General features: G+C 59.9%; 23 protein-coding genes. 9 read left to right on the top strand and 14 right to left on the bottom strand.

What is annotated here, in order from left to right; all coding sequences use genetic code 11:
- Positions 1-9: 9 nt before the first annotated feature.
- From AB4N44_RS27975 to AB4N44_RS28035, 13 genes are read right to left on the bottom strand one after another with little or no spacing between them, the layout of a single operon-like run.
- Positions 10-1,929, bottom strand: a complete 1,920-nt coding sequence (locus AB4N44_RS27975) for a hypothetical protein (protein ID WP_460111146.1) — start codon at positions 1,927-1,929, stop codon at positions 10-12.
- A complete protein-coding gene (locus AB4N44_RS27980) occupies positions 1,926-3,233 on the bottom strand; it encodes an oligosaccharide flippase family protein (RefSeq protein WP_460111144.1) in 1,308 nt (435 codons plus the stop codon). Before AB4N44_RS27980 ends, AB4N44_RS27975 begins: the two co-directional genes overlap by 4 nt.
- Positions 3,230-4,231, bottom strand: a complete 1,002-nt coding sequence (locus tag AB4N44_RS27985; RefSeq protein ID WP_038369605.1) for a polysaccharide deacetylase family protein — start codon at positions 4,229-4,231, stop codon at positions 3,230-3,232. The genes AB4N44_RS27980 and AB4N44_RS27985 overlap by 4 nt, the downstream gene beginning before the upstream one ends.
- Positions 4,232-4,244: 13 nt before the next feature.
- Positions 4,245-5,381 (bottom strand): glycosyltransferase, encoded by a 1,137-nt coding sequence (locus AB4N44_RS27990; protein WP_095047547.1) that lies wholly within the window; start codon positions 5,379-5,381, stop codon positions 4,245-4,247.
- Positions 5,374-6,342 carry a glycosyltransferase gene (locus AB4N44_RS27995; protein ID WP_460111142.1) on the bottom strand — a complete coding sequence of 323 codons (969 nt, stop codon included), beginning with the start codon at positions 6,340-6,342 and terminating at the stop codon, positions 5,374-5,376. The genes AB4N44_RS27990 and AB4N44_RS27995 overlap by 8 nt, the downstream gene beginning before the upstream one ends.
- Positions 6,339-7,706 (bottom strand): O-antigen ligase family protein, encoded by a 1,368-nt coding sequence (locus tag AB4N44_RS28000; RefSeq protein ID WP_127926681.1) that lies wholly within the window; start codon positions 7,704-7,706, stop codon positions 6,339-6,341. Before AB4N44_RS28000 ends, AB4N44_RS27995 begins: the two co-directional genes overlap by 4 nt.
- Positions 7,703-8,794, bottom strand: a complete 1,092-nt coding sequence (locus AB4N44_RS28005; RefSeq protein ID WP_460111139.1) for a glycosyltransferase family 4 protein — start codon at positions 8,792-8,794, stop codon at positions 7,703-7,705. Before AB4N44_RS28005 ends, AB4N44_RS28000 begins: the two co-directional genes overlap by 4 nt.
- Complete coding sequence (locus tag AB4N44_RS28010) at positions 8,791-10,380, bottom strand: GumC family protein (RefSeq protein ID WP_460111137.1); 1,590 nt, start codon at positions 10,378-10,380, stop codon at positions 8,791-8,793. The genes AB4N44_RS28005 and AB4N44_RS28010 overlap by 4 nt, the downstream gene beginning before the upstream one ends.
- 16 nt (positions 10,381-10,396) lie before the next feature.
- A complete protein-coding gene (locus AB4N44_RS28015) occupies positions 10,397-11,419 on the bottom strand; it encodes a polysaccharide biosynthesis/export family protein (protein WP_038369600.1) in 1,023 nt (340 codons plus the stop codon).
- A 21-nt stretch (positions 11,420-11,440) separates the two neighbouring features.
- Positions 11,441-12,088, bottom strand: coding sequence for a CpsD/CapB family tyrosine-protein kinase (locus tag AB4N44_RS28020; protein WP_435036056.1), 648 nt, complete (start codon positions 12,086-12,088; stop codon positions 11,441-11,443).
- The gene (locus AB4N44_RS28025) at positions 12,088-12,834 is read right to left on the bottom strand and encodes a sugar transferase (protein WP_038369594.1); all 747 of its coding nucleotides are present in this window, start codon (positions 12,832-12,834) and stop codon (positions 12,088-12,090) included. The genes AB4N44_RS28020 and AB4N44_RS28025 overlap by 1 nt, the downstream gene beginning before the upstream one ends.
- Before the next feature lie 18 nt (positions 12,835-12,852).
- Entirely contained in the window at positions 12,853-13,890 is a 1,038-nt protein-coding gene (locus tag AB4N44_RS28030; protein WP_460111134.1) for an NAD-dependent epimerase, read from the bottom strand.
- Positions 13,887-15,239 carry a UDP-glucose dehydrogenase family protein gene (locus AB4N44_RS28035; protein ID WP_150774474.1) on the bottom strand — a complete coding sequence of 451 codons (1,353 nt, stop codon included), beginning with the start codon at positions 15,237-15,239 and terminating at the stop codon, positions 13,887-13,889. Before AB4N44_RS28035 ends, AB4N44_RS28030 begins: the two co-directional genes overlap by 4 nt.
- 388 nt (positions 15,240-15,627) lie before the next feature.
- Between AB4N44_RS28035 and AB4N44_RS28040 the strand changes: the two genes are divergently transcribed.
- The 7 genes from AB4N44_RS28040 to AB4N44_RS28070 all read left to right on the top strand — a co-directional run bounded on the left by AB4N44_RS28040 (position 15,628) and on the right by AB4N44_RS28070 (position 22,993).
- On the top strand, positions 15,628-17,325 hold the full coding sequence (locus AB4N44_RS28040) for a sulfatase-like hydrolase/transferase (protein WP_460111131.1): 1,698 nt from the start codon (positions 15,628-15,630) through the stop codon (positions 17,323-17,325).
- A 174-nt stretch (positions 17,326-17,499) separates the two neighbouring features.
- On the top strand, positions 17,500-18,153 hold the full coding sequence (locus tag AB4N44_RS28045) for an ABC transporter ATP-binding protein (protein ID WP_435036064.1): 654 nt from the start codon (positions 17,500-17,502) through the stop codon (positions 18,151-18,153).
- On the top strand, positions 18,150-20,621 hold the full coding sequence (locus AB4N44_RS28050) for an FtsX-like permease family protein (protein ID WP_460111129.1): 2,472 nt from the start codon (positions 18,150-18,152) through the stop codon (positions 20,619-20,621). Before AB4N44_RS28045 ends, AB4N44_RS28050 begins: the two co-directional genes overlap by 4 nt.
- The gene (locus AB4N44_RS28055; protein WP_460111127.1) at positions 20,611-21,678 is read left to right on the top strand and encodes a lipocalin-like domain-containing protein; all 1,068 of its coding nucleotides are present in this window, start codon (positions 20,611-20,613) and stop codon (positions 21,676-21,678) included. The genes AB4N44_RS28050 and AB4N44_RS28055 overlap by 11 nt, the downstream gene beginning before the upstream one ends.
- 194 nt (positions 21,679-21,872) lie before the next feature.
- A complete protein-coding gene (locus AB4N44_RS28060) occupies positions 21,873-22,115 on the top strand; it encodes a hypothetical protein (protein WP_127926691.1) in 243 nt (80 codons plus the stop codon).
- A 10-nt stretch (positions 22,116-22,125) separates the two neighbouring features.
- Positions 22,126-22,323 (top strand): hypothetical protein, encoded by a 198-nt coding sequence (locus AB4N44_RS28065; protein ID WP_064392911.1) that lies wholly within the window; start codon positions 22,126-22,128, stop codon positions 22,321-22,323.
- An 85-nt stretch (positions 22,324-22,408) separates the two neighbouring features.
- The gene (locus tag AB4N44_RS28070) at positions 22,409-22,993 is read left to right on the top strand and encodes a hypothetical protein (RefSeq protein WP_460111125.1); all 585 of its coding nucleotides are present in this window, start codon (positions 22,409-22,411) and stop codon (positions 22,991-22,993) included.
- A gap of 341 nt (positions 22,994-23,334) precedes the next feature.
- Here AB4N44_RS28070 and AB4N44_RS28075 read toward each other — a convergent pair whose 3' ends face one another.
- On the bottom strand, positions 23,335-24,138 hold the full coding sequence (locus AB4N44_RS28075; protein WP_095111611.1) for a glycosyltransferase family 2 protein: 804 nt from the start codon (positions 24,136-24,138) through the stop codon (positions 23,335-23,337).
- A gap of 223 nt (positions 24,139-24,361) precedes the next feature.
- On the opposite strand from AB4N44_RS28075, the gene AB4N44_RS28080 reads away from it, so the two are divergent.
- Together AB4N44_RS28080 and AB4N44_RS28085 are read left to right on the top strand one after the other, a co-directional pair.
- On the top strand, positions 24,362-25,180 hold the full coding sequence (locus tag AB4N44_RS28080) for a VanW family protein (protein WP_460111122.1): 819 nt from the start codon (positions 24,362-24,364) through the stop codon (positions 25,178-25,180).
- A gap of 52 nt (positions 25,181-25,232) precedes the next feature.
- Positions 25,233-26,207 carry a tetratricopeptide repeat protein gene (locus AB4N44_RS28085; protein WP_150774479.1) on the top strand — a complete coding sequence of 325 codons (975 nt, stop codon included), beginning with the start codon at positions 25,233-25,235 and terminating at the stop codon, positions 26,205-26,207.
- Positions 26,208-26,240 lie beyond the last annotated feature (33 nt).

Consider the following 26,240-nt stretch of genomic DNA (forward strand, 5'->3'; position numbering starts at 1 on the left):
AAGGGCGGTTCATGAAGCGCTCCAGTTCAGGGCGAACAGGGTTTGCCCCGGTAATTCGAAACGTACGCGCCCGTTTTCGCAGGCAAACGGTATGTCGTGGCTGCGATTGTCAGCGCCGAAGAAACGCAGGGCGCTTTGGTTCAGCGGGCACCGGGCGCCGCTCAGATCAACCCGTTGCAGGCGCGTGCCTTTGTTCACCCCGAGCAGTGCGCGCTGCTCGTCGCCGGCCATCGCCAGGACATCCACCTCAAAAGCGTCGTTATCCAGTTGCAGCACTTGCGGCAGCCAATGCCGGGCGATGAATTGCTGGGCAAGGCCCACCGGTTTCAGCTCGAAGCGACCATCGTCATGTATGCGCACCATGCCTTTGCCGTAGGGCGGTTCGTCGGCGGCCTGAAACCAGTTGAGCATGCTCAGCAGTCCATCCTGAGAAGCGTTGATGACCACCGAGGCCCACCACAGCGCGGTGTAATGGGTTTCCTGATCGTAGGGGCTCAGGGCTGAGCCACTGGACAGATTGGTCTGATCCAGCAGCAACGCTTTGCGTGGCTGACCTTTAGCGTCCAGCCCCACCAGGTCTGCTGCGCGGCGTACGCTGTCGCGGTAGACCCGGGTCGCCAGCAAGTCGCGAATCATCCATTCATGCCAGGCCAATGCATCGACTTGATCGGCGGATTCACTGAGTAGACGCCGCGCCCAATCGATGCCGCGCTTGTCTGCTGCGTTTTCGGTGAACGGCCCGTTGACCAGCCGCGAGCTGGCCGGCATTGCGATGCGCACGCCGGCCTTGGCGTTGGCTGGGTCGCTGCGCACCTGCCGCACCATGCTGCTGAAGATCGCCCGGTATTGTTCGTAGCTTGAATAGTTGAGATTAGGCTCGTCGGCGAAACCGATGTAATGCGTGCCTTTGCCACCCAGGGCGCGAGTGCCGGCGAGCCAGGCGTCGAGGCCGCTGTTGCTTTGACCATCGGCGCGCAGATCGGCCTGACGCCCGGTGCCGGCGAGCAGGGTGATGTCCTGGCGAATGCCGAAGCGATTTTGATAAAGCTGACGGAACGCGTCTTCGAAATGTGGATTCTTCGCGGTGACGTCAACGAAGCTGTAGTAGCTCGCAGCGGTGGGTTTCAAGGCATCGAGTACGGCGTGACTGGCCGGCGGCGGTACGAGGTAAGGCAGTGCGATTCCCAGATCCGGCGTGCGTCCGAGGACTTTGTCGTGCAGGGTCAGACGCGTCTGTCCCGGTTCTGACTGCAAGGGTTTGAGCTGCTGCGGATTCTGCGCAAACAGATTCGCCGTGCCATCGAGCCAGAATGCTGCTTTGCCCCTACCTTGCAGAAGCAGGCGCCAGACTTGCGGTTGTTCGCTGACGGGCAGCGCGACTTGATCGAACTGCCAATAGGCACGATAGGGTTTCAGTGCCAATGACAGTTGCTGTCCATCGCCAACCCGCTGTGCCTGCAAACCGCTGACGCCGCCATGGAACTTGCCGGCCAGCACCGCGTGTTCGCCGGGTGCGACGCTGAAATACAGCTCAGTGGCGTTACGTACTTCCGCGCTGAAATGCACCTTGGCCGGGGCAAACAGCGCCACGGTTTTTTCGTCATGTTCGATCCGGTAACCGCGGAAACTGTAGCCGGGAATCTCCAGTTGATAACTCGCAGCGCCAGGTGCCAGCGGCCAGCTCTGGCTGCCACGGGTTTCATTGGCCTTGATCAACCGTTCGCCCTGCAACTTGCCCTGACCGTCGAGCAGGTAAAGATGCTCTTCGTTAGCCTCTGCCTGCCACGCGGGCACCCAGCTGACGGTCACGGTGTCCGCGCGATCGGCCTGCAGATACAAACTGCCGTCGCGGATATCGCCCCAGCGCATCGACGCCGCGTAGGCGTCCAGCGTCAGGCCGAGTCCGAACAGCAGGGCCAGGCGTTTCATGCTGTCTTCCGACGTTGCAGCATCAACCACATCGGGGTGATGTCGCTGGGCAGGATGATCAAGGTTTGCCAGAACGGCACGTTGCTCAAGCGGCAATAAAGCACCAGCATGGCCACCGTCACCGCCAGATAGGCGATTGATGAAGCCGCCGCTGCACCGACAATGCCGTAGGCAGGAATCAACAGCAGATTCAGCGCCAGGTTGAACAGAGCGCCGACGCCCATCAGCAACGACACCGTGCCGGGGCGATCCTTGCCAATCAGATCCAGGCGCAGAATGCTCGCATAGCACAGGCCCAGCAGGCCGGGCAGCAAGGCGAGCAGCGCCGGATACGCCGGTTGATACGCCGCACCGAACAGGGTGACGATCAGCCATTCGCCGATCACTGCCATGGTGATGCAGGCGCCGAGCATCACCGTGGCGGTCAGGCGCAGCGCCAACGGCGTGACCTTGTCCATGCCTTTGTCCTGTTGCAGCAGTCGCTTCATCAGCGGTGTGGTGACTGCCTCCGGAACGATCAGCAACAGTTCGGCGGCGGCGCTGGCCATGGCGTAGTGGCCGAGCGCGGTACTGCCGAGGAGGGCGCCGATGAACAAGTAGTCGGAGCGCAGAATGATCTGTTGAAACAGCAGATCCGGATGGCTGCGCGCACTGAAGCGCAGCAGCTCGTTCTGGCTCGCACGGTCCCATTGCAGTTGCAGCGGTTGTGCGCGTTTGAGCCACATCCAGCCGACCAGCACCACCAGGCTGATGCCGGCCAGCCAACTGATCAGCGCGGCTTCGAGTGCTGCCTCCTTCCACATCCAGAACAGCGCAACAAACAACAGCAGCGGCGCCAGGGATTCGATCAGACGCAGAACATTGAAGGCGACCACGCCGCCCGATGCGTTGTGCAAGGTCAGCAGACCGCTTTTGAGCACGGTCAGCGGCACCGCCAGCAGCAACAGCCACGCCAGCAGACCGAGCTGCATCGTCACATCGAGTTCGCTGCCGAACTCACGGGCCAGCGCGACCACCAGCAAGGTCAGCAGCCCGGCCAGAAGACAACCGAACACCAACACCTGAGCGAGCAACACGCCCATTGGCCGCTGATTGGCCGCTTGATAACCGACTGCCGAATTCAAGCCGCCGCTGGTCGCCGCGCTGATCAGATCCGGCAAGGTGCTGAGCAGGGCGAACAAACCGCGTTCACTCGGGCCGAGAATCCGTGCCAGCAACACATTGCGCAGCAGGCGCAAGGCGATCATTGCCAGTTTGGTGCCCATGCTCAGGGCCAGATGCTTGAGGTAGCTGCCGCGACTCATGGCCGTGCCCCGCGATAAATGCGCCACGACAACAGCGCCGGATTGCACGCGATGCGCTGACTGACGCCGAAGCGCGGCAGGTTCAGCGGGTCGCCTTCGCCGCGATAAATGCCGGTGCCGGTGCCGAGGGCGAACGGATAATCGTGATTGGCGATCTGCTCGCGCACGCGTTCATCGTTGTCGCCGTTGGGGTAGCAATACACCGGCAGTGGGCGGTTGCAGCCGTTGTACAAGGCATCACGGCTGCGGCTGATTTCTTCGTTCAGGCGCTGATCATCAAGGCCGGTGAGGATGGCGTGGCTGGCACCGTGCGGGCCAAAGCGCACCAGACCGGAAGCCTCCAGCGCGCGCACTTGATGCCAGTCCAGCGCTTGCGGCTGTGATTCGGCTGGGCACTCATCGGTGAGTTTTTCCAGTTCCTGCGGGTCAAGCGTCTTCAACCCTTGGAGGAAATGCAGCAGCGCCAGGCTGCGGCGGTCGACATCGATGTCATCGAGCAGTACCGGCAATGGGTGATGCATGAACTGCAGGCACTCGATCAAGTGCATCCGCGCTTTTTCACCGTGGCTGCCCCACAGGGTTTCGCCAAGGCTTTCCCACCAGAAACGCTGACGGCTGCCGATGAAATCGGTGGAGAGGAAAATGCTCGCCGGTACCTGATGTTTCTGCAGCAGCGGGAAGGCGTTGACGGCGTTGTCGCGCCAGCCGTCATCAAAGGTCAGCGCCACCCGTGGGCGCTCGCTGCGCAGCGAATTGGGCTGGAGGATTTCCATCAGCGGCACGCAATCGAAATGCCGACGCAGCCACAGCAGTAAATGCTCGAAGGCCTTGGGCCCGACGCACAGTTCATTGCGGTGCGGGAGGTTGGCGGCACGGTCGTTGGCCAGTACCCGGTGCAGCATCAGAATGACCCCCGCACCGTGCAACTGATTGCGCCCCACTGACGAGTTGAGATAGAGCCAGCCGCTGGTGCGTTTTAGCAGTTGTTTGATCGCCATGGCATGAGTCCTCTCAACGATTCTGGTCAGGATTCCACTGTGCGTAGCGTTGCCCGCGCAGGAACTGCCACAGACCGACGCTCATGCCGGCCAGCGTCACCAGCAGGAACGCCGCGAGGCGGAACGGTTTCGGTAAACGGTGTTGCGAATCCAGCAGGCCGGCGATGGCCACCGCGTAACCGAGCAATTGCGCAACCAGGCTCAGGCGATAGAAACCGTGCTCGTTCCACAGCCAGAAATTGCTCAGCAGCAGCGGCAGCAAGAGTATCGGCGCGAGGCGGCGGATCAGTTTGTGGCTGATCAAGGCGATGGAATAAAGGCCGTACTTGAACGGATTCAGCAGGGCGCTGCGTTGCGCGAGGCTCTGCAGGCCACCGACGGTGACCCGCTGGCGGCGGCGCCATTGCTTGCCCGCTTCGTCGACGCCCTGGTCGATCACTTGCGCCTGGGGTACGTAAACGATGCGTTTGTGCGCGACCGGCGCGCAGGTACTGATGAAGAAGTCGTCGTTGACCTCGGCCGGTACGTTCTGGAACAGCTCGCGGCGCAAGGCGAGCAGGGCGCCGTCGGCGGAGACCATGCAGCCGGTGCGATTCTCGACCCGGCGCAACCAGCCTTCGTAATGCCGATAGAGGCTGTCGCCAATACTCAGGCCACCACCGGTGACCGGGATCACCATATGCCCGGCGCAGGCACCGACCTGCGGATCGCTCAACGGCGCGAGCAAATGGCCGAGGGTGTCGCGCGACCATTGGTTGTCGGCGTCGGTGAACACCAGAATATCGCCGCTGCTCACGGCAACGCCGGCATTCAGTGTGGCGGCTTTGCCCTGGCGCGGCAGGTCGAGGACGGTGATGCGCGGATCGATCACTTTGTGCGCGCAGGCCACGGTGTCATCGCTCGAGCCGTCGCTGGCGAGAATGATCTGCAGCGTCGCCGGTTGATAATCCTGGGCCAGCAGGGTGCGCAACTTGTGCTCGATGTGTCGCGCCTCGTTGTGCGCGGCGATGACGATGCTGACGTTCAGCGGCGGTGCCGGCGCGTGCCGCCAGGCCGGGAACAGCGGCGCCAGCAAGGTCAGCAGCAGCGGATAGCCGATGTAGGCGTACGCCGGCAGCACAAGGCACAGGCAAAAAATGAATTCAGCCACGGGCGGGCCTCCTGGCGTTCCAATGACACAGACTGAGAACAAGTGCCGCGCTGGGCAGGTGCAAGCGTAACCAGTGCAGACCCCACAGTTGCAAGGTGAGGCGAGCATTGTGGTGCTTGATACTCTGCCGCACGCTGAGCATCAGACTCGGCAGCAGGGTCAGCACCAGCAGGATCACCGCGAGCTGCGCGAGGCCGACGAGCAAGGCAACGATCAGTAGAAAATCCGTCATCCAGACCAGCAACGACAGCAGCGGAAAACGCAGCAGGCGCAGGCTCATGCCATGGGTGCGCAGCAACTGCAGGTGGCTGCCCTGGCGCCACAGCTCCTTGCCCATCCACTCGCGCCAGTTCATTTCGTAGCCCCAATGCAGGGCGATGCTGTTACTGGTCGACAGCAGCCGTGCGCCCTGTGTGCTCAGACGCAAGGTGTATTCCTTGTCTTCGCCGGTGCGCAGGGTTTCGTTGAATCCGCCGACGAGGTCAAACCAGCGTTTGCGCATCAACAGGTTGGCGCTGGGCAGCCAGTCCACGGTGCGACTGGCGTGCGCTGATGGACGCAACATGCGCCGTTGCCAGGCGGTCGCGTACCACGGCGCGGCGGCGGGGGTGTGCAGATCCAGGCCAAAAATGTCGCCCTGATTCTGCGCTTCGAGAGCGAACAGTTCGCTCAGCCAGTCTTCGGGCATTTCGATATCGGCATCAATGAACGCCAGCCATTCACCGCTGGCAACCGTTGCGCCACGATTGCGCAAGGCGCCGATCAGCAGACCGGGCAACACCAGCACCTGTGCGCCGAATGCGCGGGCGATCTGTGGCCCGTCATCAGTGGAACCGTTGTCGACGACGATCAGTTCACAGTCGATGTCGGCGGCGTTCGCGGCTTTGCGAGCGGCCAGGAGGGTGCGGCCGATGTGCCGTGCCTCGTTGTACATCGGAATGACGATGCTGATCCGGCTCATGCCTTGGCCTCCGTCAGCGGTGCTTGCTCGGCTTTCAGGCGCAGCACCCAGGTCAGTGCAAGCATGATCCACAGGTATTTCAGGTTCGGCGCGCTGAGAAACATCAGAAACAACGTCAACGACAGAAAACTCATTCCCAGATGGGTGATCAGGTCGGCGTGCTGCCATTCACGCCGTTGCAGCCATTCGCGTCGTGCGCGGATCAGGTTGTAGAAACCCTGTACGAGCATGCCGACAAACAGCAGGCCGGCTGGAATCCCCAATTCGCTGAAAATCTCCAGATAAGTGTTATGCGCCCGGCGATACAGGTCGCCGATCTTGCGGTTGGCCGAGAATGCCTTGGCATAACCAGTGGTCGCATAGTGCAACGGGAAGGTCCCGGGGCCCGAGCCGAGCAGCGGATGCTCGCGGATGATCTGGCTGCCGACGACAATGTACGAGGCGCGACGGCCGAGGGATTCATCCTGAGCCTTGGCCCCGGCGCTCAAGATACTCAGCGACTGGATGCGCGCGAGATATCCGGCAGGCATCGCATAAATCGCCAATGGCAGCACGATGGCGGCGCCGAGCATGGCGAATCCGAAATGCCGGGGACGGATACGGTTGAGGTGCTGGCGGTAATGCCAGACCCCGATCGCCAGACTCAAGGCCAGTACCACCAGCCCTGAGCGCGACTCCGTTTTGGTCATGCCGCCGAGCAGCAAAAGGCAGCAGCCCGCCCAGAACAAACGCTGCAGCAGATTCGGGCTGCGAATCACCAGCAGCAGGCCCAGCGGCACGGCGAAGGCGATCAGCAGAGCAAAGGCATTCGGGTCTTCGAGCAGGCCGGCGGCGCGGCCCTTGTCCTGGAATCGGCTGGAAAACATCGCCATCGCGCAGGTCGTGCTGACGCTGAGCGTGACCAGCCTGGCGAACAGATCGAGGTTCAGCTCGCGGCCGATCAACAAGGTGATCACGAACAGAATCAGGCCCACGCTCAGCTCACGCAGATGACTCTGTGACATGCCCATGTTGTCGGTGGCGAGCAGGCTCAGCAGGTACAGCGCCATGAAACCGATCAGGTAGCGCCACAGATTGCTGCGCAGACGCTGCGATGGAATCTGATGCAATGCCAGTTGCAACGCCAGGATCAGCGCCAGCGAAGCACCGAGGAATTTGCTCCCGGAAAACGCGCTGTCCTTGAAGAACCCTTCAAACGGCACCAGCGCGGCAATACCCAGCAGGCCCCAGGCCGGTTTGCGGTAGAGCACCGTGAAACCCAGCAGCCCCAGCACTGCCCCCGGCGCCAGATACGGATAAGGACTGACCAGCAAAGCCATGCAGACCAGTGCCAGCAGGCTGACGATCGAGAGCGGGAAAATCATGCGCGTGCCTCCCGTGCCGTGTGGATGTACAGCTGCGACCAACGTTCGGCCAAAGCCTTGAGGTCGTAGCGTTCCTGTTGTGTGCGTCTGGCGTTATCGCGCAGCTGGGCGGCCAGCTTCGGTTCGGCCAGCAATGTGTCGAGCTGACGGGCGAGGGCGGCGGTATCGGTCGGTGCGGCGAGCAGGCCGTTGTGGCGGTCCTGCAAGACATCGGGAATGCCACCGACCGCGAACGCCACCACCGGCACACCGGCCTGCATCGCTTCAAGCAGAATCATCGGCGTACCCTCGGTGCGCGAGCTGATCACCAGCGCATCGAGTTGCTGCCACCAGCCTTGCATCGCCGTTTGATAGCCCGGCAAGCGAACCCGCTGTGGTAAACCGGCAGCGTCGATACGCGCCTGCAAGGCCTCACGTTCCGGACCGTCACCGAGCATCACGGCGTCCAGTTGCGGATGCTGGTGACACAACGCAATCAGCGCATCGAGAAACAGATCCGGGCCTTTCTCGCTGCTCAACCGGCCGACGTAACCGACCAGCCAGCGTTGTCGTTCCAGCGCCGGCGGCAGCACTGGCGCCGCTGGCAAACCGTTGGCAATCACCTGCAACTTCTCGGCACGGACGCCGGCCTGACGGTGCAGCGCAGCAATGCTTTGCGCGACGCAGACCACTCGCTTCACCGAGGCCGTGCGGCACAGTTGCAGGCTTAGCCAGGTGTAGAGCTTCTGCTTGCGACTGCGCGGGGTGAAACCGTGTTGAGTGATCACCAGCGGCAGGCGCAACAGAGCTGCGCCGACCCAGCCGAACAGTAGCCCTTTGAAGTTGTGCGTGTTGAGCAACGGCTTGTCACCACGGCGCTGATGCAAGTGCCACAGCAGTCCGCCGAGCCCGGCACAGGCGCGAGCGTCCACCCCGGCCTGGCGAAAGCGCTCGATCAGCTCTGCTGGCCCGTCGAGGAACAGCACTTGATGCTGCCCCGGCGTCGCCAGGCAATGATCCAGCAACATCCGCTCGGCTCCGTAGAAGCCGCCGCTGCTGAGCAAGTGAATGATCGGCAGGGCGACGCACGGGGTGGACGCCGCGTTCAATTGCGCACCCAGTGAACCAGGCTCGGCACGGTCCAGTTCTTGTGCGGATTGCCCGGCTGCGACGTTTCTTCGTTGAGCACCAACAGCACCGGCAGGCCCAGTTCATGGCTGATTTGCGCCGGATGCTTGAAGCGGTGATCGAAGAACTCACGTACATAGACGAAGGCAATGGCCAGCAGCAGTCCGGTGAGCAGGCCGAATGGGATGATCAGCATCGGTTTCGGAAACGCCGCCTCGGTCGGTTCATACGGCGGGCTCAAGACACGGGCGTTGGACAAGTCGTTATCCAGCGCGCGCGTCGTGCTGCTTTCGGCAAAGCGTTGCGCATAGGTTGAGAACGCTGCGTGCAATGCGCCGATCTCGGTGTCCATCTGGCGCAGCTTGCTTTGGGTCTGCTGCAATTGATGGATGCGATTCTTGAACTCGGCAATGCGCGCGGTTTTCTGCTCGATGACCTGGCTGACCACCGACAGGTCGATCGTGCGTTCCTGGATGCGGTTATTGACCACTTTGAGTAACTGCTGGCGTGTGCGGGCAATCTGCTCGCGGGCCAGCAACATCGGTTCGCTGCTGGGCTGAAATATCGCCAGGTCGTTCATATAGCGGCTGACCTGAGTGGTCAGCGCCTCGCCCATCTGCCGGATCTCGCGATCTTCGAACGCGATGTTGTCCACCGTCGTCGTGAAGGTGAACGGAAAGGTGTAGTCATTGAGTTTGTTGGTGTTGGCGGTGGCCAGGCTGGTTTTCAGGTAATCGAGCCAGCGCTGGCTTTGCAGCAAGCGATCGCGATACAGGTTGAGTGCCTGCTCTTCGGTGTTGATCGCGTTGAGGCGAAAGGTGATTTCCTCTTTCGGATCGGACGAACCGACGCTTTCCAGCAGGCTCAACCGTGCGCCTTCCAGACCGTCGAGGCGGACCTGATACTGATGCTTCTTGGTCTCGTAGAACGATTGCGGCAGCTCGATCGATTGCAAGGCCTGACGATCAACCAGATAGTTGCGCAACAGCGTGGCAACGAACGTCGTGCCTTGGGCGGGATCTGGGAAGCTGTAGACGATCGAGATGACATTGGAACCCGGCAGGGTTTCGATCTTCAGATTGTCGATGGCTTCCTGGGTCAAGCCATCCAGCACCGTGTCGCGCACCGGATCGGTTTCCATGCCCAGTGCATCACGCAGCGGATTGATCACGTATTCGCGCAGCGGCGTGCTGACATAACGATTGAACGGTTCGGCCAGTTTGCTGAGCATCCCCGGCGGCGGGTTGTACTGACCCTGATCGCGCAGTTCGCTGATGGTCTGACGAATCAGCGCCGGCGAACGGAGGATATTGCTTTCGGTTTCCATGTCCGCCAGCGATGGCGGAATGAAGGTGGCGTTGTCCTGGGTCAGCGAGGTGGTCGCATCGCCCTGGGAGAGTTTTTTCGACTGCACGATCACCTGCGCGGTGATATCGAAGCTCTGTTTGAGCAACAGCGGCAGCAACAGCGCGATCACTGCAAAGATCAGGAAGATGCGCTTCACCAGTTGCTTGTTGGCGAAGAAAATCCTGAAGAACTCGTGCAGGTAATTTTCTTTTGGGTTCATGTCGTTCACCTGAGAGTCAGTTGTCACTGCCTTTGTTGTCGACGCGGTAGCCGAAGCTGAACCCCACGCCCTGGAACAGCACCACATCGGCCAGTTGGCGGGCGAGTTCGCCGGCGCTGGCCAGTTTGGTTTTCGGTACGTAGAGCATGTCGTCCGGTTGCAGGTAGGCGATCTGTGGCGCATCGCCCGACAGTGCTTTTTCGACGTCGTAATTCATGGCCTGCACCTGATTGCCGTTGCGCCGCATGATCACTACCGAATCGAGACGCGCCTTGACATTGGTACCGCGCGCCAGGGTCAGCGCCTCAAGCACCGACACCGGCCGGCGGATCGGGTACGAGCCCGGTTGAGCGACTTCGCCGAGCACGTAGATCTCGTTGCCAGCGGTGGATTTCAGCAGCACATCCACCGTCATCCGCCCCGGCAATTGCGCGTACTTGCTGTTGAGGAAGGTTTCCAGTTGATTGACGGTCATGCCTTGCAGCGGCACAGCGCCGATTTCCGGAAAACTCGCATAGCCATCGGTGCCGACGGTGATTTCGCGGCTCATGCCGGTGGCGGGGTGGTTCAGCGCGCTTTTGAGGTTTTGCTCGTTGCTCAGCGGGCTCAGAATCTGCACCGAGAGCTGATTGCGGTTGGGCTGGAACAGCTGCTTGCGTTGATAGGCGCGCTGGATTTCCTGCCGCGCCTCGTCACTGGTCAAACCGGCGATTTTCACCGAGGTGTTGGCGCCCGGCAGTTCGATGGTGCCGTCAGGCAGCACCAGTTGCGTGCCGTTGAGCTGACTGGCGGCGGTGAAGTTCAGGCCGATCTGGTCACCCGACTGCACGCGGTAAGCGTCCGAGCCGCTGGTACTGATGTGGAAAATCACATCCAGCACGTCTTTCGGGCGCAGGGTCTGCTCGACCCTCGGCATGTCGGTGGCTTGCGCATTGGCCGGTGTGGCAGTGAGGATATTCACCGGCATGTTGCGGGTGTCGGAATTGCTGGAGCAGCCTGCAAGCGGCAGCAACAGCAGGACAAGCATTTTGGCGTTCATGGCGTCATCCTTTGCGTTCGCTTACAGGTTTTTGTAAAGCCATTTGGGCATGTAGTACTTGCGCCGGTTGAACACGCTACCGACCACTTTTGCCCCGGCCTGAGTCAGGCGTTGCACCGCGGCTTGCGCGACTTCCCAGCGGGTGTCTTCGGCGCGTACGACAAGCACCACGCCATCGACTTGCGTGCTGATCACCAGCGTGTCGGCGTCGGAGTACACCGCGTCGCCGTCGATCACCACAAAGCGGTACTGGCTGCCCAGTTGATCAAGCAACGGGCTCAGCCGCTCGGCGGTCAGGTGCTCCAGGGTGCGGATCGGCCGGCCGTTGGGCAGCACGTGGAACGGCAGGCTTGAGACCTGCACCACGCAGTCCTGCAACAGCGGCGGTTTGTCGGGGTTGAACAGCAAGTCGCGCAGACCGCGCTCCTTGCTCAGGTTCAACTGCTGGGTGAGATTGCTCGCCGACTGACTGGCATCGACCAGCAGCACTTGGCCGCTGCTCATTTGCGCCAGTTGGCCGGCCAGCGCCAGGGCACTGGTGGTGGTGCCTGAGCCGGGGTTGGCGGCGGTCAGGAACAGGATCCGCAGATCGAGATCCAGCACGGTCGAGGTCAGGTTCGATTCGCTGGGGGTGGCGATGCTCAGGCTTTTGTTGGTTGAACCGTCCATTAGCTTGCTCCGTGGCCGCTGAATACTTTGAAGGGGGTTTTCAACAGAATCTTCAGATCAAGCAGAAGGCTCTGCTCGGCGATGTAGCTGAGGTCCAACTCAACGCGCTGGTCGAAGTCGATATTGCTGCGTCCGGAGATCTGCCACAGGCCGGTCATGCCGGGGTAGATCGCCAGACGCGCGAGGTGATTGTCCTTGTAGCGGTAGGCGTTGAACGAGGTCGGACGCGGGCCGACCAGGCGCATGTCGCCGGTCACTACATTGATCAGGTTGGGCAGTTCATCAAGGCTGGTGCGCCGCAGGAAACCGCCGATGCGGGTGATGCGCGGGTCGTGGTCGATCTTGAAATCGATCGCGTCGGCACCGTGTTTGTTGAGGTGGCGCAGCGATTCTTTCAAGTCTTCGGCGTTGGCGACCATGGTGCGGAATTTGTACATGCCGAATTTGCGCCCGCGATAACCGGTGCGTTTCTGCACGAACATCACCGGACCTGGGCTGCTGAACTTGATGACCAGCGCCAGACCCAGCAACAGCGGGGAAATCAGCACCAGGATCAGCAGCGCCCCAAGGCAGGCGACCACGCGATTGGTGCGTGACAGTTGCCATGGCCGACCGCCGTCGCGGCCGGTGAACCAGCCGCGACCCTGGCGATGAATCGCCGCGTCGAGACGCATTCGGTGCTCGGGATCCACGCGCTTGTCGCGGCGCATTTCTAGGATCGGTACACCTTTCTCATGTCCAGTCATGGAGTCCTCCACATGAATTCAGCCGCGAACGGCGCGTGGGCGATAGGCAGTGGGGTAGTAGTCGCGGAACCAGGCGATAAAGCGCCCGAGTCCCTCATCCAGCTCTATCCGGGGCTGAAATCCGGTGGCCTGGGCCAGATCGCTGGCCTCGGCGCAAGTGTTGAGCACGTCGCCCGGTTGCAGCGGCAGCAACTCGACAATGGCGGTCTGACCGAGGTGCTTTTCCAGCAGCGCCAGATAGGTTTTCAGCTCGACCGGGTGCTGCCCGCCGATATTGAACAGACGCCACGGCGCCATGCTGCTGGCCGGGTCGGGCTGCTCGCGATCCCACTGCGGATTGACCTGCGGTGGCTGCTCGATGAGGCGGGCGATGCTTTCGATGATGTCGTCGATGTAAGTGAAGTCGCGCTGGTGCTCGCCGTAGTTGAACAGCTTCAGCGGCGTGCCTTCGCTGATCGCCCGGGCGAACTGGATCGGCGACATGTCGGGCCGGCCCCAAGGCCCGTACACAGTGAAAAAGCGCAGGCCGGTGCAGGGAATGCCGAACAGATGGCTATAGCTGTGCGCCATCAACTCGTTGGCTTTTTTCGTCGCGGCGTACAGCGACAGCGGATGATTGACGCCGTCCTTCACCGAGTACGGCGTGTGCTGGTTGGCGCCGTAGACCGAACTCGATGAGGCGTAGATCAGGTGTTCGACCGGGTGATGCCGGCAGCTCTCGAGAATGTTGAGGAAACCGGCGAGGTTGCTGTCCAGATAGGCCCGTGGATTGTCCAGCGAGTAACGCACCCCAGCCTGCGCGGCGAGGTGGATTACCACTTGCGGACGTTCGCGGACAAACAGCGCTTCGATGGCCGAGGTATCGGCCAGGTCAACCGTCGCGAGCTGGAAATCGCCGGCCTGCTCGCGCACCCACTGCACGCGGTCGTGCTTGAGCTGCGGGTCGTAGTAGCCGTTGAAGTTGTCCAGACCGACCACCGCGTGCCCGTCGCGCAGCAGCCGCAACACGCAATGGGCACCAATGAAACCGGCCGCACCGGTGACCAGCACCTTCATGGCCGCAGTCCTTCAGGGGCAATGTGGCGCAGACCGATGCCGCTGTAATGCAGGCCGGCGGCTGCCACTTGTTCCGGGTTGTACAGATTGCGGCCGTCGATGATCACCTTTGAGCGCAGCTTTTCGGCGAGCAACTCGAAATCGACCACGCGGAAGTTTTTCCACTCGGTGCAGATCACCAGTGCATCAGCGTCTTCGAGGGTGTCGTCACGGGTGGCGCACAGGTGCAGGTCGTTGCGATAACCGTAAATGCGTCGGCATTCGGACATGGCTTCCGGGTCGTAAGCCTGCACGCTGGCACCCTCGGCCCACAGCGCATCCATCAGATAACGGCTCGGTGCTTCGCGCATGTCATCGGTGTTCGGTTTGAACGCCAGGCCCCAGATCGCGATGGACTTGCCGGCCAGCCCTTGCGGGAACAGTGCTTTGAGTTTGCTGAAGAGGATGTGCCGTTGCAGGTCGTTGACGTCGGTGACGCTGCGCAGCAGTTTCAGCGGCATGCCGTTGTGTTCGGCGGTGTGCAGCAGGGCGCGCAGGTCCTTGGGAAAGCACGAGCCACCGAAGCCGCAGCCCGGATAGATGAAGTGGTAACCGATGCGCGGATCAGAGCCGATGCCTTTACGCACCGCTTCGATGTCGGCACCCAGCAGTTCGGTGAGATTGGCCAGCTCATTCATGAAGCTGATGCGCGTGGCAAGCATGGCGTTGGCCGCGTACTTGGTCAGCTCGGCGCTGCGGTTGTCCATGAACATCAGTTTTTCGCGGTTGCGGCAGAACGGCGCGTACAACTCGCTCATCTGCTCGCGGGCCGCGTCGTCGTGGGTGCCGACGATGATCCGGTCCGGGCGCATGCAGTCGGCGAGGGCGCTGCCTTCCTTGAGGAATTCCGGGTTGGACACCACGCGCACCGTGAGACTGCTCTTGTCGCGGCGTTGCAGTTCGCTATTGGCGGCGGCGAGCACTTGATCCGCCGTGCCGACCGGCACCGTCGATTTGATGATCAATGTGCGATCGGCCTCCATGTGCGAGGCGATTTGCCGGGCGACGTTGAGCACGTGGCTGAGGTCGGCAGAGCCATCCTCATCGGCCGGGGTGCCAACGGCGATGAAGATCAGCTCGGCATGCTCGACCGCGTCGCTGGCCTGGGTGCTGAACAGCAGACGGCCGGCCTTGATGTTTTCCTCAAGCGTGCTGGACAAACCGGGCTCACTAATGGGCGGCACTGCTTGTTGCAGTTGTTTAATTTTGTTTGGGTCAATGTCCACGCATAAAACGCGATGACCGACATCTGCAAGTGCGGCGGCTTGTATAAGTCCGACATAGCCAGTGCCAAATACGCTCACGTCCATCTGCGCACCTCAATAACACCAAAAGTTAACTACGGAATGAGATAGTTAAAGGGGTATAGCGCAGCGTTTGAAAAGCGTGTCAGCAAAATGACATGTTGCATCTGTATAACACTTGAGCATTTTTTGGCGATTGGCCATCAAGTCATTGCTGCGATTGAATTTGTTGCTTTTGTGCAGATTTGTTCAGATTTCAAATATGCGATAAACGGTCGAAAGCCGCTAATTTAAAGGCTTGTGGCGTCGTCGATGTGTCAGATTTGAGTCACCGGTTTTTTGACGCTTTGCCTGATGAAACAGTCAATTCTTGCGCTTTGATGGCCGGGTGCTAGTGTCAGGTTCTGACTGACAAACCTTTGACTCCCTGCCGTTTTGCCCGATCGGTATCGCCATGTTCAGATATGCCAAAGAAGTGTTGTTAATTGTTTATTTGTTGATGTATTCCGAATATTACATTGATCGGTTAAATGCTATCGGCCTCGGTTTTGCTGTACTTCTTTTTGGCGCGATGTTTTTGGCGCTTACTTTTGCGTTATATCTAATGGCGTATATAAGGCAGACTCTCATTCGCCACGTGTTCGCATTGGCGATGTTTGTCTCGGCAGTGTTTTTCGATGTTTATACCCGGGTCACGGCGGATTACCTGACCTACAGCGGTTTCGTCTCATTGGTTTACTCCGGCGGTTTTATCCAGGAAGCGGCGTACCAGTACCGGGACGCGCTCCTGCGTGGCGTGCTCAGCGGTTTGCTGTTGCTGTTCGGCATCGGTCTGAAACCACGCCATGGGCTGGCGATTCCCAACGCGTTACGTGTGGCGGCGCCGGTGTGCGGCGTGTTGCTGCTCAGTGCCGTGCTGTTCTTGCGTGCGGGAGAGGGCGCGCGTGGCTTGCCGATCATGTACACGCCGCTGGCCTATCTGAATCTGTTTGCCTATGAAGCGCTGCATAACACGGTCGGCCCGCGCGAACCGGTGACACTGGCGCGCACCTCGCAAGCCGTCGGCCATGACATCGTGTTGATCATCGACGAAAGCATTTCCGGCAATTACCTGGACATCAACGCGCCGTTCGGTGTGCACAGCAACCTCAAACAAGCGCGTCCCGGCGTCGACATCTTCAATTACGGCTACGCCGCGTCCATCGCCAATTGCAGCGCCGACACCAACGTGACCTTACGTTACGGCGGCACCCGCGCCGACTACATGCGCATCAACAGCACACTGCCGTCGATCTGGCAGTATGCGAAGAAGGCCGGGCTGCGCACCGTCTACATCGATGCCCAGCGCACCGCCGGCAATCTGCAGAATCTGATGACCGATACCGAAAAGAAGGACATCGACCAGTTCGTGCAATTCGACCAGACCAGCGTGCGCGATCGCGACATGGCGGCAGCGGCGAAGCTGATCGAATTGCTCAACGATGACAAGTCGGAGCTGGTGGTGATCAACAAGGTCGGCGCGCACTTCCCGGTGCATGACAAATACCCGGATGCGTTCATGGCTTACCGCCCGACCTTACCGCGCGGGCAGTTCACCGAGGTGGCCGATACCGGCGAACGCAACGGTTTCAATGGTCAGCCGGATGACTGGGTGCTGTACCGCAATGCCTACAAGAACACCGTGTTGTGGAACGTCGGCGAGTTTTTTGCGCGGGTGTTCGCCGAGGGCAATCTGAACAATGCGCTGCTGATCTATACCTCTGATCATGGCCAGGATTTGCATGAGCGCGGTAATCCGGGCTTGAACACTCACTGCGGTGGCGATCCAGTGGAGGAGGAAGGATTGGTGCCGCTGGTGGTGATTCAGGGCAGCGATCTGAAAACGCTGGACTGGTCGGCGCAACTGGCGGCGAACAAGGATCGTTCCAGCCACTACAACATTTTTCCGACCCTGCTGCAGTTGATGGGCTATGACCTGGCGGGGATCGAGGCTGTTTATGGCAAGCCACTGAGTGTCGCGACGGCGGATGAATTCACCTTCAACTACCGCTTCAATGCGCGGTTGGGGGCCAAGCCTGAGTGGAAGCACATTGATCTGGGCAGCATTGTCACGCCGATGCAGGCGCCGGCGAGTGTGGCAGTCGGGCAGTAAGTTTTGAGTTGGCTGGGCTGACGCTTTCGCGAGCAGGCTCGCTCCCACATTTGAAATGCGATCAACCTGTGGGAGCGAGCCTGCTCGCGAAGGGGCCGGTCAATTCAACGCTGAATTCAAGTCTGTCATCGCCATCCGCTATCCTTGCCCCACACTGACCGATCAGGTGGCGGCATGCTTCGTGTTGAAAACGTCTTCAAAAGCTATCTCACCCCGCAAGGCCCATTGCCGGTGCTGCAAGGCATCGACCTGACGCTCGAATCCGGCGGCAGCCTGGCGCTGATGGGCGAATCCGGCAGTGGCAAAAGCACCTTGCTGCACTTGGTGGCCGGTCTCGACAAAGTCGACAGCGGCAGCATCCGCAGTGGCGAGCATCGGCTGGAAAACATGAACGAAGCGCAACTGGCGAACTGGCGGCGCACAGAAATCGGTCTGGTGTTCCAGCAGTTCAACCTGATCGGCAGTTTGCGCGTCGAAGACAATCTTGCGTTTCAGGCGCGTCTTGCCGGGCGGCATGAGCCGCGTTGGCAGGCGCATCTGGTGCAGCGTCTGGGGCTCGGCGATTTGCTCAAGCGTTATCCCGAGCAACTTTCCGGTGGTCAGCAGCAGCGTGTTGCGTTGGGCCGGGCATTGGCCTCGCAGCCGAAATTGCTGCTCGCCGATGAGCCCACCGGCAGCCTCGATGAAGCCACCAGCGATGAAGTGCTGCGGCTGTTGCTGGAGTTGCTCGACGACACGCCGACCACGTTGTTGATGGTCACTCACAGTCAGCGGGTTGCGGCGCGATTGGCCCAGCGGGTGGTGTTGTCCAACGGGCGGCTGACGTGATCGTCTTTGCGCAAACGCTACGTGCGCTGCTCAGCCATTGGCGGCGCCATCCGGTGCAGTTTTTCAGCGTGCTGACCGGGTTGTGGCTGGCGACCAGTCTGCTGACCGGCGTCGAAGCACTGAACAGTCAGGCGCGTGACAGCTACGCAAGGGCCAGCCAGTTGATCGGCGGCGAACCGCAGGCCAGTCTCAGTACGCCGAGTGGCGCGACGTTCGCGCAACAATGGTTCGTTGATCTGCGCCGACAGGGCTGGCCGGTGTCGCCGCTGTTGCAGGGTCGGTTGCTGCTCAAGGGTTTTGAAAATCAGCGGTTGCAACTGATGGGCATTGAACCGGTGTCGCTCCCCGCCGATTCGGCGGTGGCCGGGCAGGCGCTGCCCATCGAACGGATCGTCGAGTTTTTCACGCCGCCGGGCAGCACGTGGATTTCACCGGAAACGCTGCAAGCGCTGGATCTGCGTGAAGGCGACACGGCGCAAACGGCTAATGGTCTGCGATTGCCGCCGTTGCTCGCGCAAAAGGACATGGCGCCCGGCCTATTGCTGGTGGACATCGGCGTCGCGCAAACCCTGCTGGAACAACCCGGACAATTGTCGCGGCTATTGCTGCCCAAGGATTTTCACGCCGAGCTGCCCGCCGTGTTCAAGGGACAGTTGCAGCTCAAAAGCAGCGGCGAGGAAAACAATCTGGCGCGACTCACCGAGAGTTTTCACCTCAATCTCGATGCCTTGGGTTTTTTGTCATTCGTGGTTGGCTTGTTCATCGTCCACGCCGCTATCGGGCTGGCGCTTGAGCAACGGCGCGGTCTGCTGCGTACGCTGCGCGCCTGCGGGGTCAGCGCGCGGATGTTGATCTTTTGCCTGATCGTTGAGCTGGGTGTGCTGGCACTGATCGGCGGACAATTCGGCGTGATCAGCGGCTATTGGTTGGCCAGTGTCTTGCTGCCGGATGTCGCCGCCAGCCTGCGCGGATTGTATGGCGCCGAAGTGGCGGGGCAGTTGCGCCTGAGCACCTGGTGGTGGTTCAGCGGCATCGGCTTGAGCCTGCTTGGCGCCTTGCTCGCCGGGGCCAATAGTCTGTTGCGTGCCGCACGCTTGCCGTTGTTGGCGGTGGCCGATCCGCAGGCCTGGCATCAGCAATATGCGCGATGGTTGCGCCGTCAGGGCTGGCTGGCAGCCTCGTTGGGTTTGATTGCCTTGGTGGCATTGATCTGGGGCGACAGTCTGGCCAGCGGTTTTGTCCTGATGGCCGGATTGCTGATCGGTGCCGCATTGGCGCTGCCGGTGTTGCTCAGCGCGCTGTTGAATCAGTTGCTCGGACGCAGTCGCTCGGTGCTCGGTCAGTGGTTTCTCGCCGATTGCCGCCAGCAACTGCCGGCATTGAGTCTGGCATTGATGGCGTTGCTCCTCGCGCTCGCTGCCAATATTGGTGCGGGCAGCATGACGGCCGGTTTTCGCCAGACCTTCGATGACTGGCTAGAACAACGTCTGAGCGCCGAGTTGTATATCAACCCGAGCAATCCGGCACAGTCGCGCGAAATGTACAGCTGGCTCAAGCAGCAGCCGAACGTCGCGGCAGTGCTGCCCAACTGGCAAGTCGCGGTGACGTTGCAGGGCTGGCCGGCGGAGGTGTTCGGCATCATCGATCACGCGCATTATCGCCAGCATTGGCCGTTGCTCGATGTCAGTGGCAGCGACCCGTGGGCGCATCTGTCTACCGACGATGCAGTGATGGTCAGCGAACAGCTGGCGCGTCGGCTGAAGGTGCGGGCGGGTGATCGACTGACGATTCCTGCGCCGAATGGTGCGTGGTCGCCGCGCATCGTCGGCATCTACGCCGACTACGGCAATCCCAAGGGGCACTTGCTGGTCAACATCAACCACCTGCTGCGCGGCTGGCCGCAGTTGACGCCGAACCGGTTCAATCTGCGCATTGAGCCGCGGAACATTCCGCCGTTGTTGAATGGCTTGCAGGCGCGCTTTCAACTCGATGACAGCCGCATCGTCGATCAGGCGCGGCTCAAGGGCTGGTCGGTGCAGGTTTTCGAGCGGACCTTTGCGGCGACGGCGGCGTTGAACAGTCTGACCTTGGCGGTGGCGGGCGTGGCGCTGTTCATCAGCCTGCTGACGCAAAGTCAAAGTCGCCTCGGCCAACTCGCACCGCTTTGGGCGCTTGGCGTAACGCGGCGGCAATTGATGCTGCTCAATCTCGGTCAGACCTGGCTGCTGGCGGTGCTGACGCTGGTGTTGGCGTTGCCACTGGGGATTGCGCTGGCGTGGTGTCTGGACGCGGTGATCAACGTGCAAGCGTTTGGCTGGCGGCTGCCGTTGCGGGTGTTTCCGTGGCAATTGCTGCAGTTGATGGGGTGGGCGTTGCTGGCGACGTTGCTGGCGTCGGCATGGCCGCTGTACTCGCTGTACCGCACGCAACCGGCGGACCTGCTGAGGACGTTTGCCCATGAGGATTAGCGTCGTTGTGCTAATGGTTTTGCTGCTGCTCGGTGGTTGCGATCAATCTGCGCCGGAGCAGAAAGGCTTTGCCGGGATGGGCGATCAGGCGTTGGCTTTCACGCCGGTGGTGCCGGGGCGGGTGTTCAGTTTTCCGGCGGATCACGTTGCGCATGACGGGTTTCGCATTGAGTGGTGGTACGTCACCGCCAATCTCAAGGATCAGCAGGGCAATGAATTCGGCGTGCAGTGGACGTTGTTTCGCAGTGCGCTGAAACCTATGGCGGAGCAGGCCGGGTGGGCTGATCAGACGATCTGGCTGGGGCACGCGGCGGTGACTTCGAGCACGGTGCATCACGCTGCCGAACGTTACGCCCGAGGTGGAGTAGGGCAGGCCGGTGTGCGGCTGGCGCCGTTCGAGGCGTGGATTGATGATTGGCGATTCGCCAGTCAGGCGCAGGATCCGCTGAGCGACCTGCAACTCAGCGCGCGCGACAAGGATTTCGCCTATCAACTGCACCTCACGTCCAGTCGTCCGTTGGTGTTGCAGGGCGACAAGGGTTTCAGTCAGAAATCCGAAGAAGGTCAGGCGTCGTATTACTACAGCCAGCCGTTTTTTCAGGCCAGCGGCACGTTGCAGATCGACGGCCAGAGCTACACCGTCAGCGGCCCGGCGTGGCTTGATCGCGAATGGAGCAGCCAGCCGCTGACCGCCAATCAAACCGGTTGGGACTGGTTTTCCCTGCACCTGGACAGTGGCGAACACGTGATGCTGTACCGCATTCGCCAGAAGGACGGCGCGCCGTATCTCACCGGCACGTGGATCGCCGCCGATGGCCAGACGCAAACCCTGCACAGTTCGCAGATCCGGCTCACCCCGCAAGACACCGCCAACGTCGCCGGCCGGGCGATGCCGGTGAAATGGTCGATCAGCATCCCCGACAAACACCTCGACATCACCCTCGACGCGCTCAACCCCAATGCCTGGATGAACCTGCGCATTCCGTATTGGGAAGGCCCGGTGCGCATCCGCGGCAGCCATCCCGGCCAGGGCTATCTGGAAATGACCGGCTACTGACAGCGCCTCGTAGAAACTGCGAGTTGTAACGGGCGCAGAATCCGGATCTGACCGAGATCAAAATGTGGGAGCGAGCCTGCTCGCGAAAGCGCCCGCCCAGACACCACAGAGAAATTGGCCGGAACTCCGCTACTTCTCAACCCCTCTACCAAATATCTCTCACACCTTTGCGAAACGCCGTCGAGGACTCCCCCATGAGCGACGACCTGCAACCTCCAGACCTGAATTCCTGGCAACGTCTGTTCGACGACGAAACCTACTGGCAGCAATCCCCCGACGCCCACTACTTCGACCTGCAACGCATCGCCGACGACCTGCTCGGCCAAGGCGCCATCGACCTTGAACAATGGCAGTTCCTGCGTGCCAAGGCCGACGACCTGCACAAGGATTCACCCGCCATCAACGTCGCCCGTGAACTCGACGACCCCAAAGCCTGAGGACAACCCCATGAAACCCATCACCCAAGGCGAACACCCCGACGAACCCCGGCCACCCGGCGAAACCGAACGCGACAACGACGCCCTGCGGCCCACCGACCCGAAACAGCGTGAAAACAGCGGCAAAGGCACGCCCAGCGGCGAATCCACCGCGCAGGACACCGCAAAACAACAGACCTCTTCAACACAAACCAAAGCCAAGCCCTGAACAGCGTCTATGCTCAGTGGCACGTTCGTCGCCGAAGCCAATTCGGCGCCGGGCGCTGCCATTCATCACAGGGAAAGTATTGCTTATGAAGCTCGACGCATTGGCCAAGGCCATCACCCTCGCAACCGTACTGTCCGCCACCAGCTTCGGCGCCTTTGCTGCCGATATTCCGCTGTCTGCCACTGTTGAAGCAGATCAGGTCATCACCAAAGTGATCTCCGTCGATGCCGCCAACCATCAGGTTGTGCTCGAAGGTGCCGAAGGCAAGCCGGTTCACGTTCAGCTCACTGATAAGGCGAAAAACCTCGCCAATCTCAAGCCCGGCGATCAGGTCAACATTCAGGTACAGCGTTCTGTCGCCGCTTACCTCGACACCGATGTGGATAAAGGTCTGCCTGGCACCACCGAACGTACCGGTGAGTTGCGTAAGGCCCCGGGCAGCGATAACCCCGGTGGCGAGGCGTATCGTCAGGTTCAGGTGCAATTGAAAATCACCAAAATTGATTGGAAGACAAATCAGGTGACCCTGCAAAACCCGGCGGGCGTGTCGAAAGTTCTCGACGTGAAAAAGCCTGAAATCCAAGTCAAACTGAAAGATCTGAAAGAAGGGCAGAGCGTTATTGTCACTTACACCGATATCTTGAAAGTGACCAGTCAACACGAAAGTTGAGTATTAGCTCTACAGAATGATTGTTCTTGTACAGGTTTATGTATGAGAACAATCATATAAAAAAGTCTGTCGGAAGTTTCCCGGTAAATATCGGTGGTACACACTTTTTAACTTTCTGGTACATAAATTTCATGTTTAAGCATGAGGACATATCTGCCAACTTCCATTAAAATCCCTCCCGTTCGCCCAGTGTCAGGGCTCTTTACCGGTGCATGGATTGCCAGGCCATTACACTGGGCGAACACCTCTACGGAGTAGTTGTATACAATTTCTGCAAGCAAAAAGGGCGACTTTAAAAGTCGCCCTTTTTGTTTGCGGTGGATTAAACCGAGATTTGCACGTCAGGCTTGCTGCTCTTGAAAGCGCTTCAGCGTGGCCTGATACATTTTTGTCCTGCGGTGATTTTTCCCGTAGGTGCCCGCCGCCGCGACGGTGCCTGCCTGGATGTGATCCAGATAGCTGAAAATCTTGCGCGGTGATAGAAACTTGATGCCATAGCCCAGGCTGCTCATTCGATCTTGCAACGTGTAGCCGGGCACGAGGTCATCCATGCAGAAGTGCAGGCCTTGGGACTTCATCAAGCGCGCATTCCACAATGTGCAGAAACTTTTCAGATGCGTTTCTTTGTACGGCCTTGGCATTTTCGAACGCATACCCAGACGCACTTTCGCTTTACGAACATAGTGCTTGCAGAAACGCGAAGTTAAACGCCAGGTATCACGCACAATCCCGCGATTGAGTTGTTCGACACAACCGACTGCAGCCATGTCCGGCGTTTTCGTGCACTCGCGCATCATCATGGCAAACACTTCCTTGTCATAGACAAAGGTGTCGGTGTGCAACAGAAACAGATAATCGGTGTCGACTTTTTCCAGTGCCAGATCCAGTGCTTTACCGTGCGCAATATGGCCAGCTTCCTTGCCCGGCGAAGGCCGTTCGATCAAGTTGATCCAGTCGAGCGAACGCAAGTAATCGAGACTGGCATCCGCCGAATCGTTATCCACCACCCACACCGGAATGCGTTGCTCCTGGACGTGCTCGCGCAGAAGTTCGAGGCACATTTTAGTGATGTCCGGGGTTTTGTAATTTACCAGGACAAGGCTGAAATTCGACGCTGGCTGGGCTGGTAAATCAAACGCTTTCATGTCGGAAGGACTCATCTGCGATTCAAGGGCAACAAGGTTTCTTGGCCGCGATCGTAGCGATGCAACCTTAGGCGAACCTTAATTTGCGGATGTGACGGTAAATGTATGCCGAAGAAAGACGACTGATCTTATGAAATGCATGGGGTGCTGCCGGTCATTCCCGGATAAAATGCGCGCCCCCTCACGGTTCAAGGAAGAAACGGCGCACGCCGTTGTGTCACGGATGAAACCACTTTCCCTCTACCACCCGGGCTTGTACTGGCTGCGCGTGTGGCAAAAAAGACTGTTCCGCCAAATTGCCTGGCGCTGTTCCAGCAAACGCTACGCACGCCCCGTCGCCACGGCCGAGCGCCTGCCATTTCGCTACCTCAAACACACCTCGAAACTCATCCGCAAACTCGGCGACTCGGACCTCGCCCTGCAACACAACAAAGTCATCAACCTCAAACTCGCCGTCGCCGCCATTGACGGCGTCATCATCGCCCCCGGCGAACACTTCTCCTTCTGCCGCCTCGTCGGCCGCCCGACTGTGAAGCGCGGCTACGTTGAAGGCATGGAACTGTCCTTCGGCGAGGCACGACGCGGGGTAGGCGGTGGAATTTGCCAACTGAGCAACCTGATCCACTGGATGGCGATTCATTCACCGCTGGTGGTGGTCGAGCGCTCCAACCACAGCTTCGACCCGTTTCCGGATGAAGGGCGGGTGCTGCCGTTCGGGTCAGGGGCGGCGATCTTCTACAACTACGTTGATCTGGTGCTGCATAACCCGACGGATCGGAGCTTTCAGCTGAAGTTGAACGTCGGCGAGACACAACTCGAAGGGGAGTTGTTGTGTGATCGGGTGAGAGAATATCGCTATCACGTGTTTCAAGAGGCGCATCGGTTTGTGCGGGAGGGTGCGCGGGTGTATCGGGAGAATGAGATTTGGCGGGAGGTGCGGGAGAAGGGGCAGGTTGGGGAATTGGTGGAGAGGGTGAGGTTGTATCGGAATCGGGTGGTGGTTAAGTACGAAGTTGAAGAACAGATGTTAGAAACGAAGTAGTATTTTTCGCCATATTTTTTGTTGGAATTCTTAAGCCACAAGGAAGTAAAAAATGAGTAACTGTTTCAAAACCGTCGGTGCGGCGGGTGCTGCGTTGTTTTCAATGGTCATCGCTTGCAACACATGGGCACAAGCGCCGCGCGACTTGTATGACGGCATGAAGGCAGGCAAATGCGCACCGAACTCGGAACGTCTGCATGAGCAAGCAGTTGCGGGCGATCTTGACGCGCAGACTCAGTTTGGCAAAGCCATTCAGGAGAACCTCTGCGGGGTGGTTGAGCAATGGTCGCCAGGCATGCCGGAAGTGTGGTTCCGCAAAGCTGCAGAGCAAGGTAATGCTGAAGCGCAAGTCGGACTGGCTGAGGAACTTCGTTGGGATCGAAGCGTTGAGGGTGAAGACGCAGGTGTTTACTGGGATCTGAAAGCTGCGGAGCAGGGGAACGCCAAAGCGCAGTTCAGCTTGGCGCAGCTTTACCACAGAGGTGGTCAATCAATTAAGAATCTGAAGGATATGGACAAGGCATTAGCGTATTACCATCAGTCCGCAGAGGGTGGGTATGCCCTGGCCTACATGCTGCTCGCAAGCATCTATGAAGAAGGCGATGGGGTTGCGCAGGATGATGTAGCTGCGGCGAAGTGGTATCGAAAATACGCTGAGACTGGTGATAAATCAGGGCAGTTTTACTTCGCCAAGATGCTCGCTGCAGGGCGTGGCATAAGCCAGGACGAGGCCCAGGCGTTTAGCTGGTTCGGTAAATCAGCAGCTCAAGGCGATAAATACGCGCAGTTCGAAATGGCGCAAATGCTGGAGCAGGGACGTGGTACGGCGCGGAACGAGCGTGACGCGGCCAAGCTTTACCGCAAGTCAGCGGATGCAGATCTTGGCACGGCGCAACTGGCACTTGGGAAAATGTACGCACAAGGGCGCGGCGGCTTGCCCAAGAGCAAATCCAAGGCCAAATACTGGATACTCAAAGCAATTGACCGCAGTGCCCCGGGAGCTAAAGAAGAGCTGCAAAAGCTTTAATGTGCAAAGGAAGGGTATCTTGATTTGAAAGAG

It is taken from the genome of Pseudomonas sp. S3_C06 (genome assembly GCF_054667675.1).

Excerpts from the sequence above, each read along its gene's own strand:
- AB4N44_RS27975 (WP_460111146.1), bottom strand. The coding sequence starts at position 1,929 with ATGAAACGCCTGGCCCTGCTGTTCGGACTCGGCCTGACGCTGGACGCC.
- AB4N44_RS27980 (WP_460111144.1), bottom strand. The coding sequence starts at position 3,233 with ATGAGTCGCGGCAGCTACCTCAAGCATCTGGCCCTGAGCATGGGCACC.
- AB4N44_RS27985 (WP_038369605.1), bottom strand. The coding sequence starts at position 4,231 with ATGGCGATCAAACAACTGCTAAAACGCACCAGCGGCTGGCTCTATCTC.
- AB4N44_RS27995 (WP_460111142.1), bottom strand. The coding sequence starts at position 6,342 with ATGAGCCGGATCAGCATCGTCATTCCGATGTACAACGAGGCACGGCAC.
- AB4N44_RS28000 (WP_127926681.1), bottom strand. The coding sequence starts at position 7,706 with ATGATTTTCCCGCTCTCGATCGTCAGCCTGCTGGCACTGGTCTGCATG.
- AB4N44_RS28010 (WP_460111137.1), bottom strand. The coding sequence starts at position 10,380 with ATGAACCCAAAAGAAAATTACCTGCACGAGTTCTTCAGGATTTTCTTC.
- AB4N44_RS28015 (WP_038369600.1), bottom strand. The coding sequence starts at position 11,419 with ATGAACGCCAAAATGCTTGTCCTGCTGTTGCTGCCGCTTGCAGGCTGC.
- AB4N44_RS28020 (WP_435036056.1), bottom strand. The coding sequence starts at position 12,088 with ATGGACGGTTCAACCAACAAAAGCCTGAGCATCGCCACCCCCAGCGAA.
- AB4N44_RS28025 (WP_038369594.1), bottom strand. The coding sequence starts at position 12,834 with ATGACTGGACATGAGAAAGGTGTACCGATCCTAGAAATGCGCCGCGAC.
- AB4N44_RS28030 (WP_460111134.1), bottom strand. The coding sequence starts at position 13,890 with ATGAAGGTGCTGGTCACCGGTGCGGCCGGTTTCATTGGTGCCCATTGC.
- AB4N44_RS28035 (WP_150774474.1), bottom strand. The coding sequence starts at position 15,239 with ATGGACGTGAGCGTATTTGGCACTGGCTATGTCGGACTTATACAAGCC.
- AB4N44_RS28040 (WP_460111131.1), top strand. The coding sequence starts at position 15,628 with ATGTTCAGATATGCCAAAGAAGTGTTGTTAATTGTTTATTTGTTGATG.
- AB4N44_RS28045 (WP_435036064.1), top strand. The coding sequence starts at position 17,500 with ATGCTTCGTGTTGAAAACGTCTTCAAAAGCTATCTCACCCCGCAAGGC.
- AB4N44_RS28055 (WP_460111127.1), top strand. The coding sequence starts at position 20,611 with ATGAGGATTAGCGTCGTTGTGCTAATGGTTTTGCTGCTGCTCGGTGGT.
- AB4N44_RS28060 (WP_127926691.1), top strand. The coding sequence starts at position 21,873 with ATGAGCGACGACCTGCAACCTCCAGACCTGAATTCCTGGCAACGTCTG.
- AB4N44_RS28065 (WP_064392911.1), top strand. The coding sequence starts at position 22,126 with ATGAAACCCATCACCCAAGGCGAACACCCCGACGAACCCCGGCCACCC.
- AB4N44_RS28070 (WP_460111125.1), top strand. The coding sequence starts at position 22,409 with ATGAAGCTCGACGCATTGGCCAAGGCCATCACCCTCGCAACCGTACTG.
- AB4N44_RS28075 (WP_095111611.1), bottom strand. The coding sequence starts at position 24,138 with ATGAAAGCGTTTGATTTACCAGCCCAGCCAGCGTCGAATTTCAGCCTT.
- AB4N44_RS28080 (WP_460111122.1), top strand. The coding sequence starts at position 24,362 with ATGAAACCACTTTCCCTCTACCACCCGGGCTTGTACTGGCTGCGCGTG.
- AB4N44_RS28085 (WP_150774479.1), top strand. The coding sequence starts at position 25,233 with ATGAGTAACTGTTTCAAAACCGTCGGTGCGGCGGGTGCTGCGTTGTTT.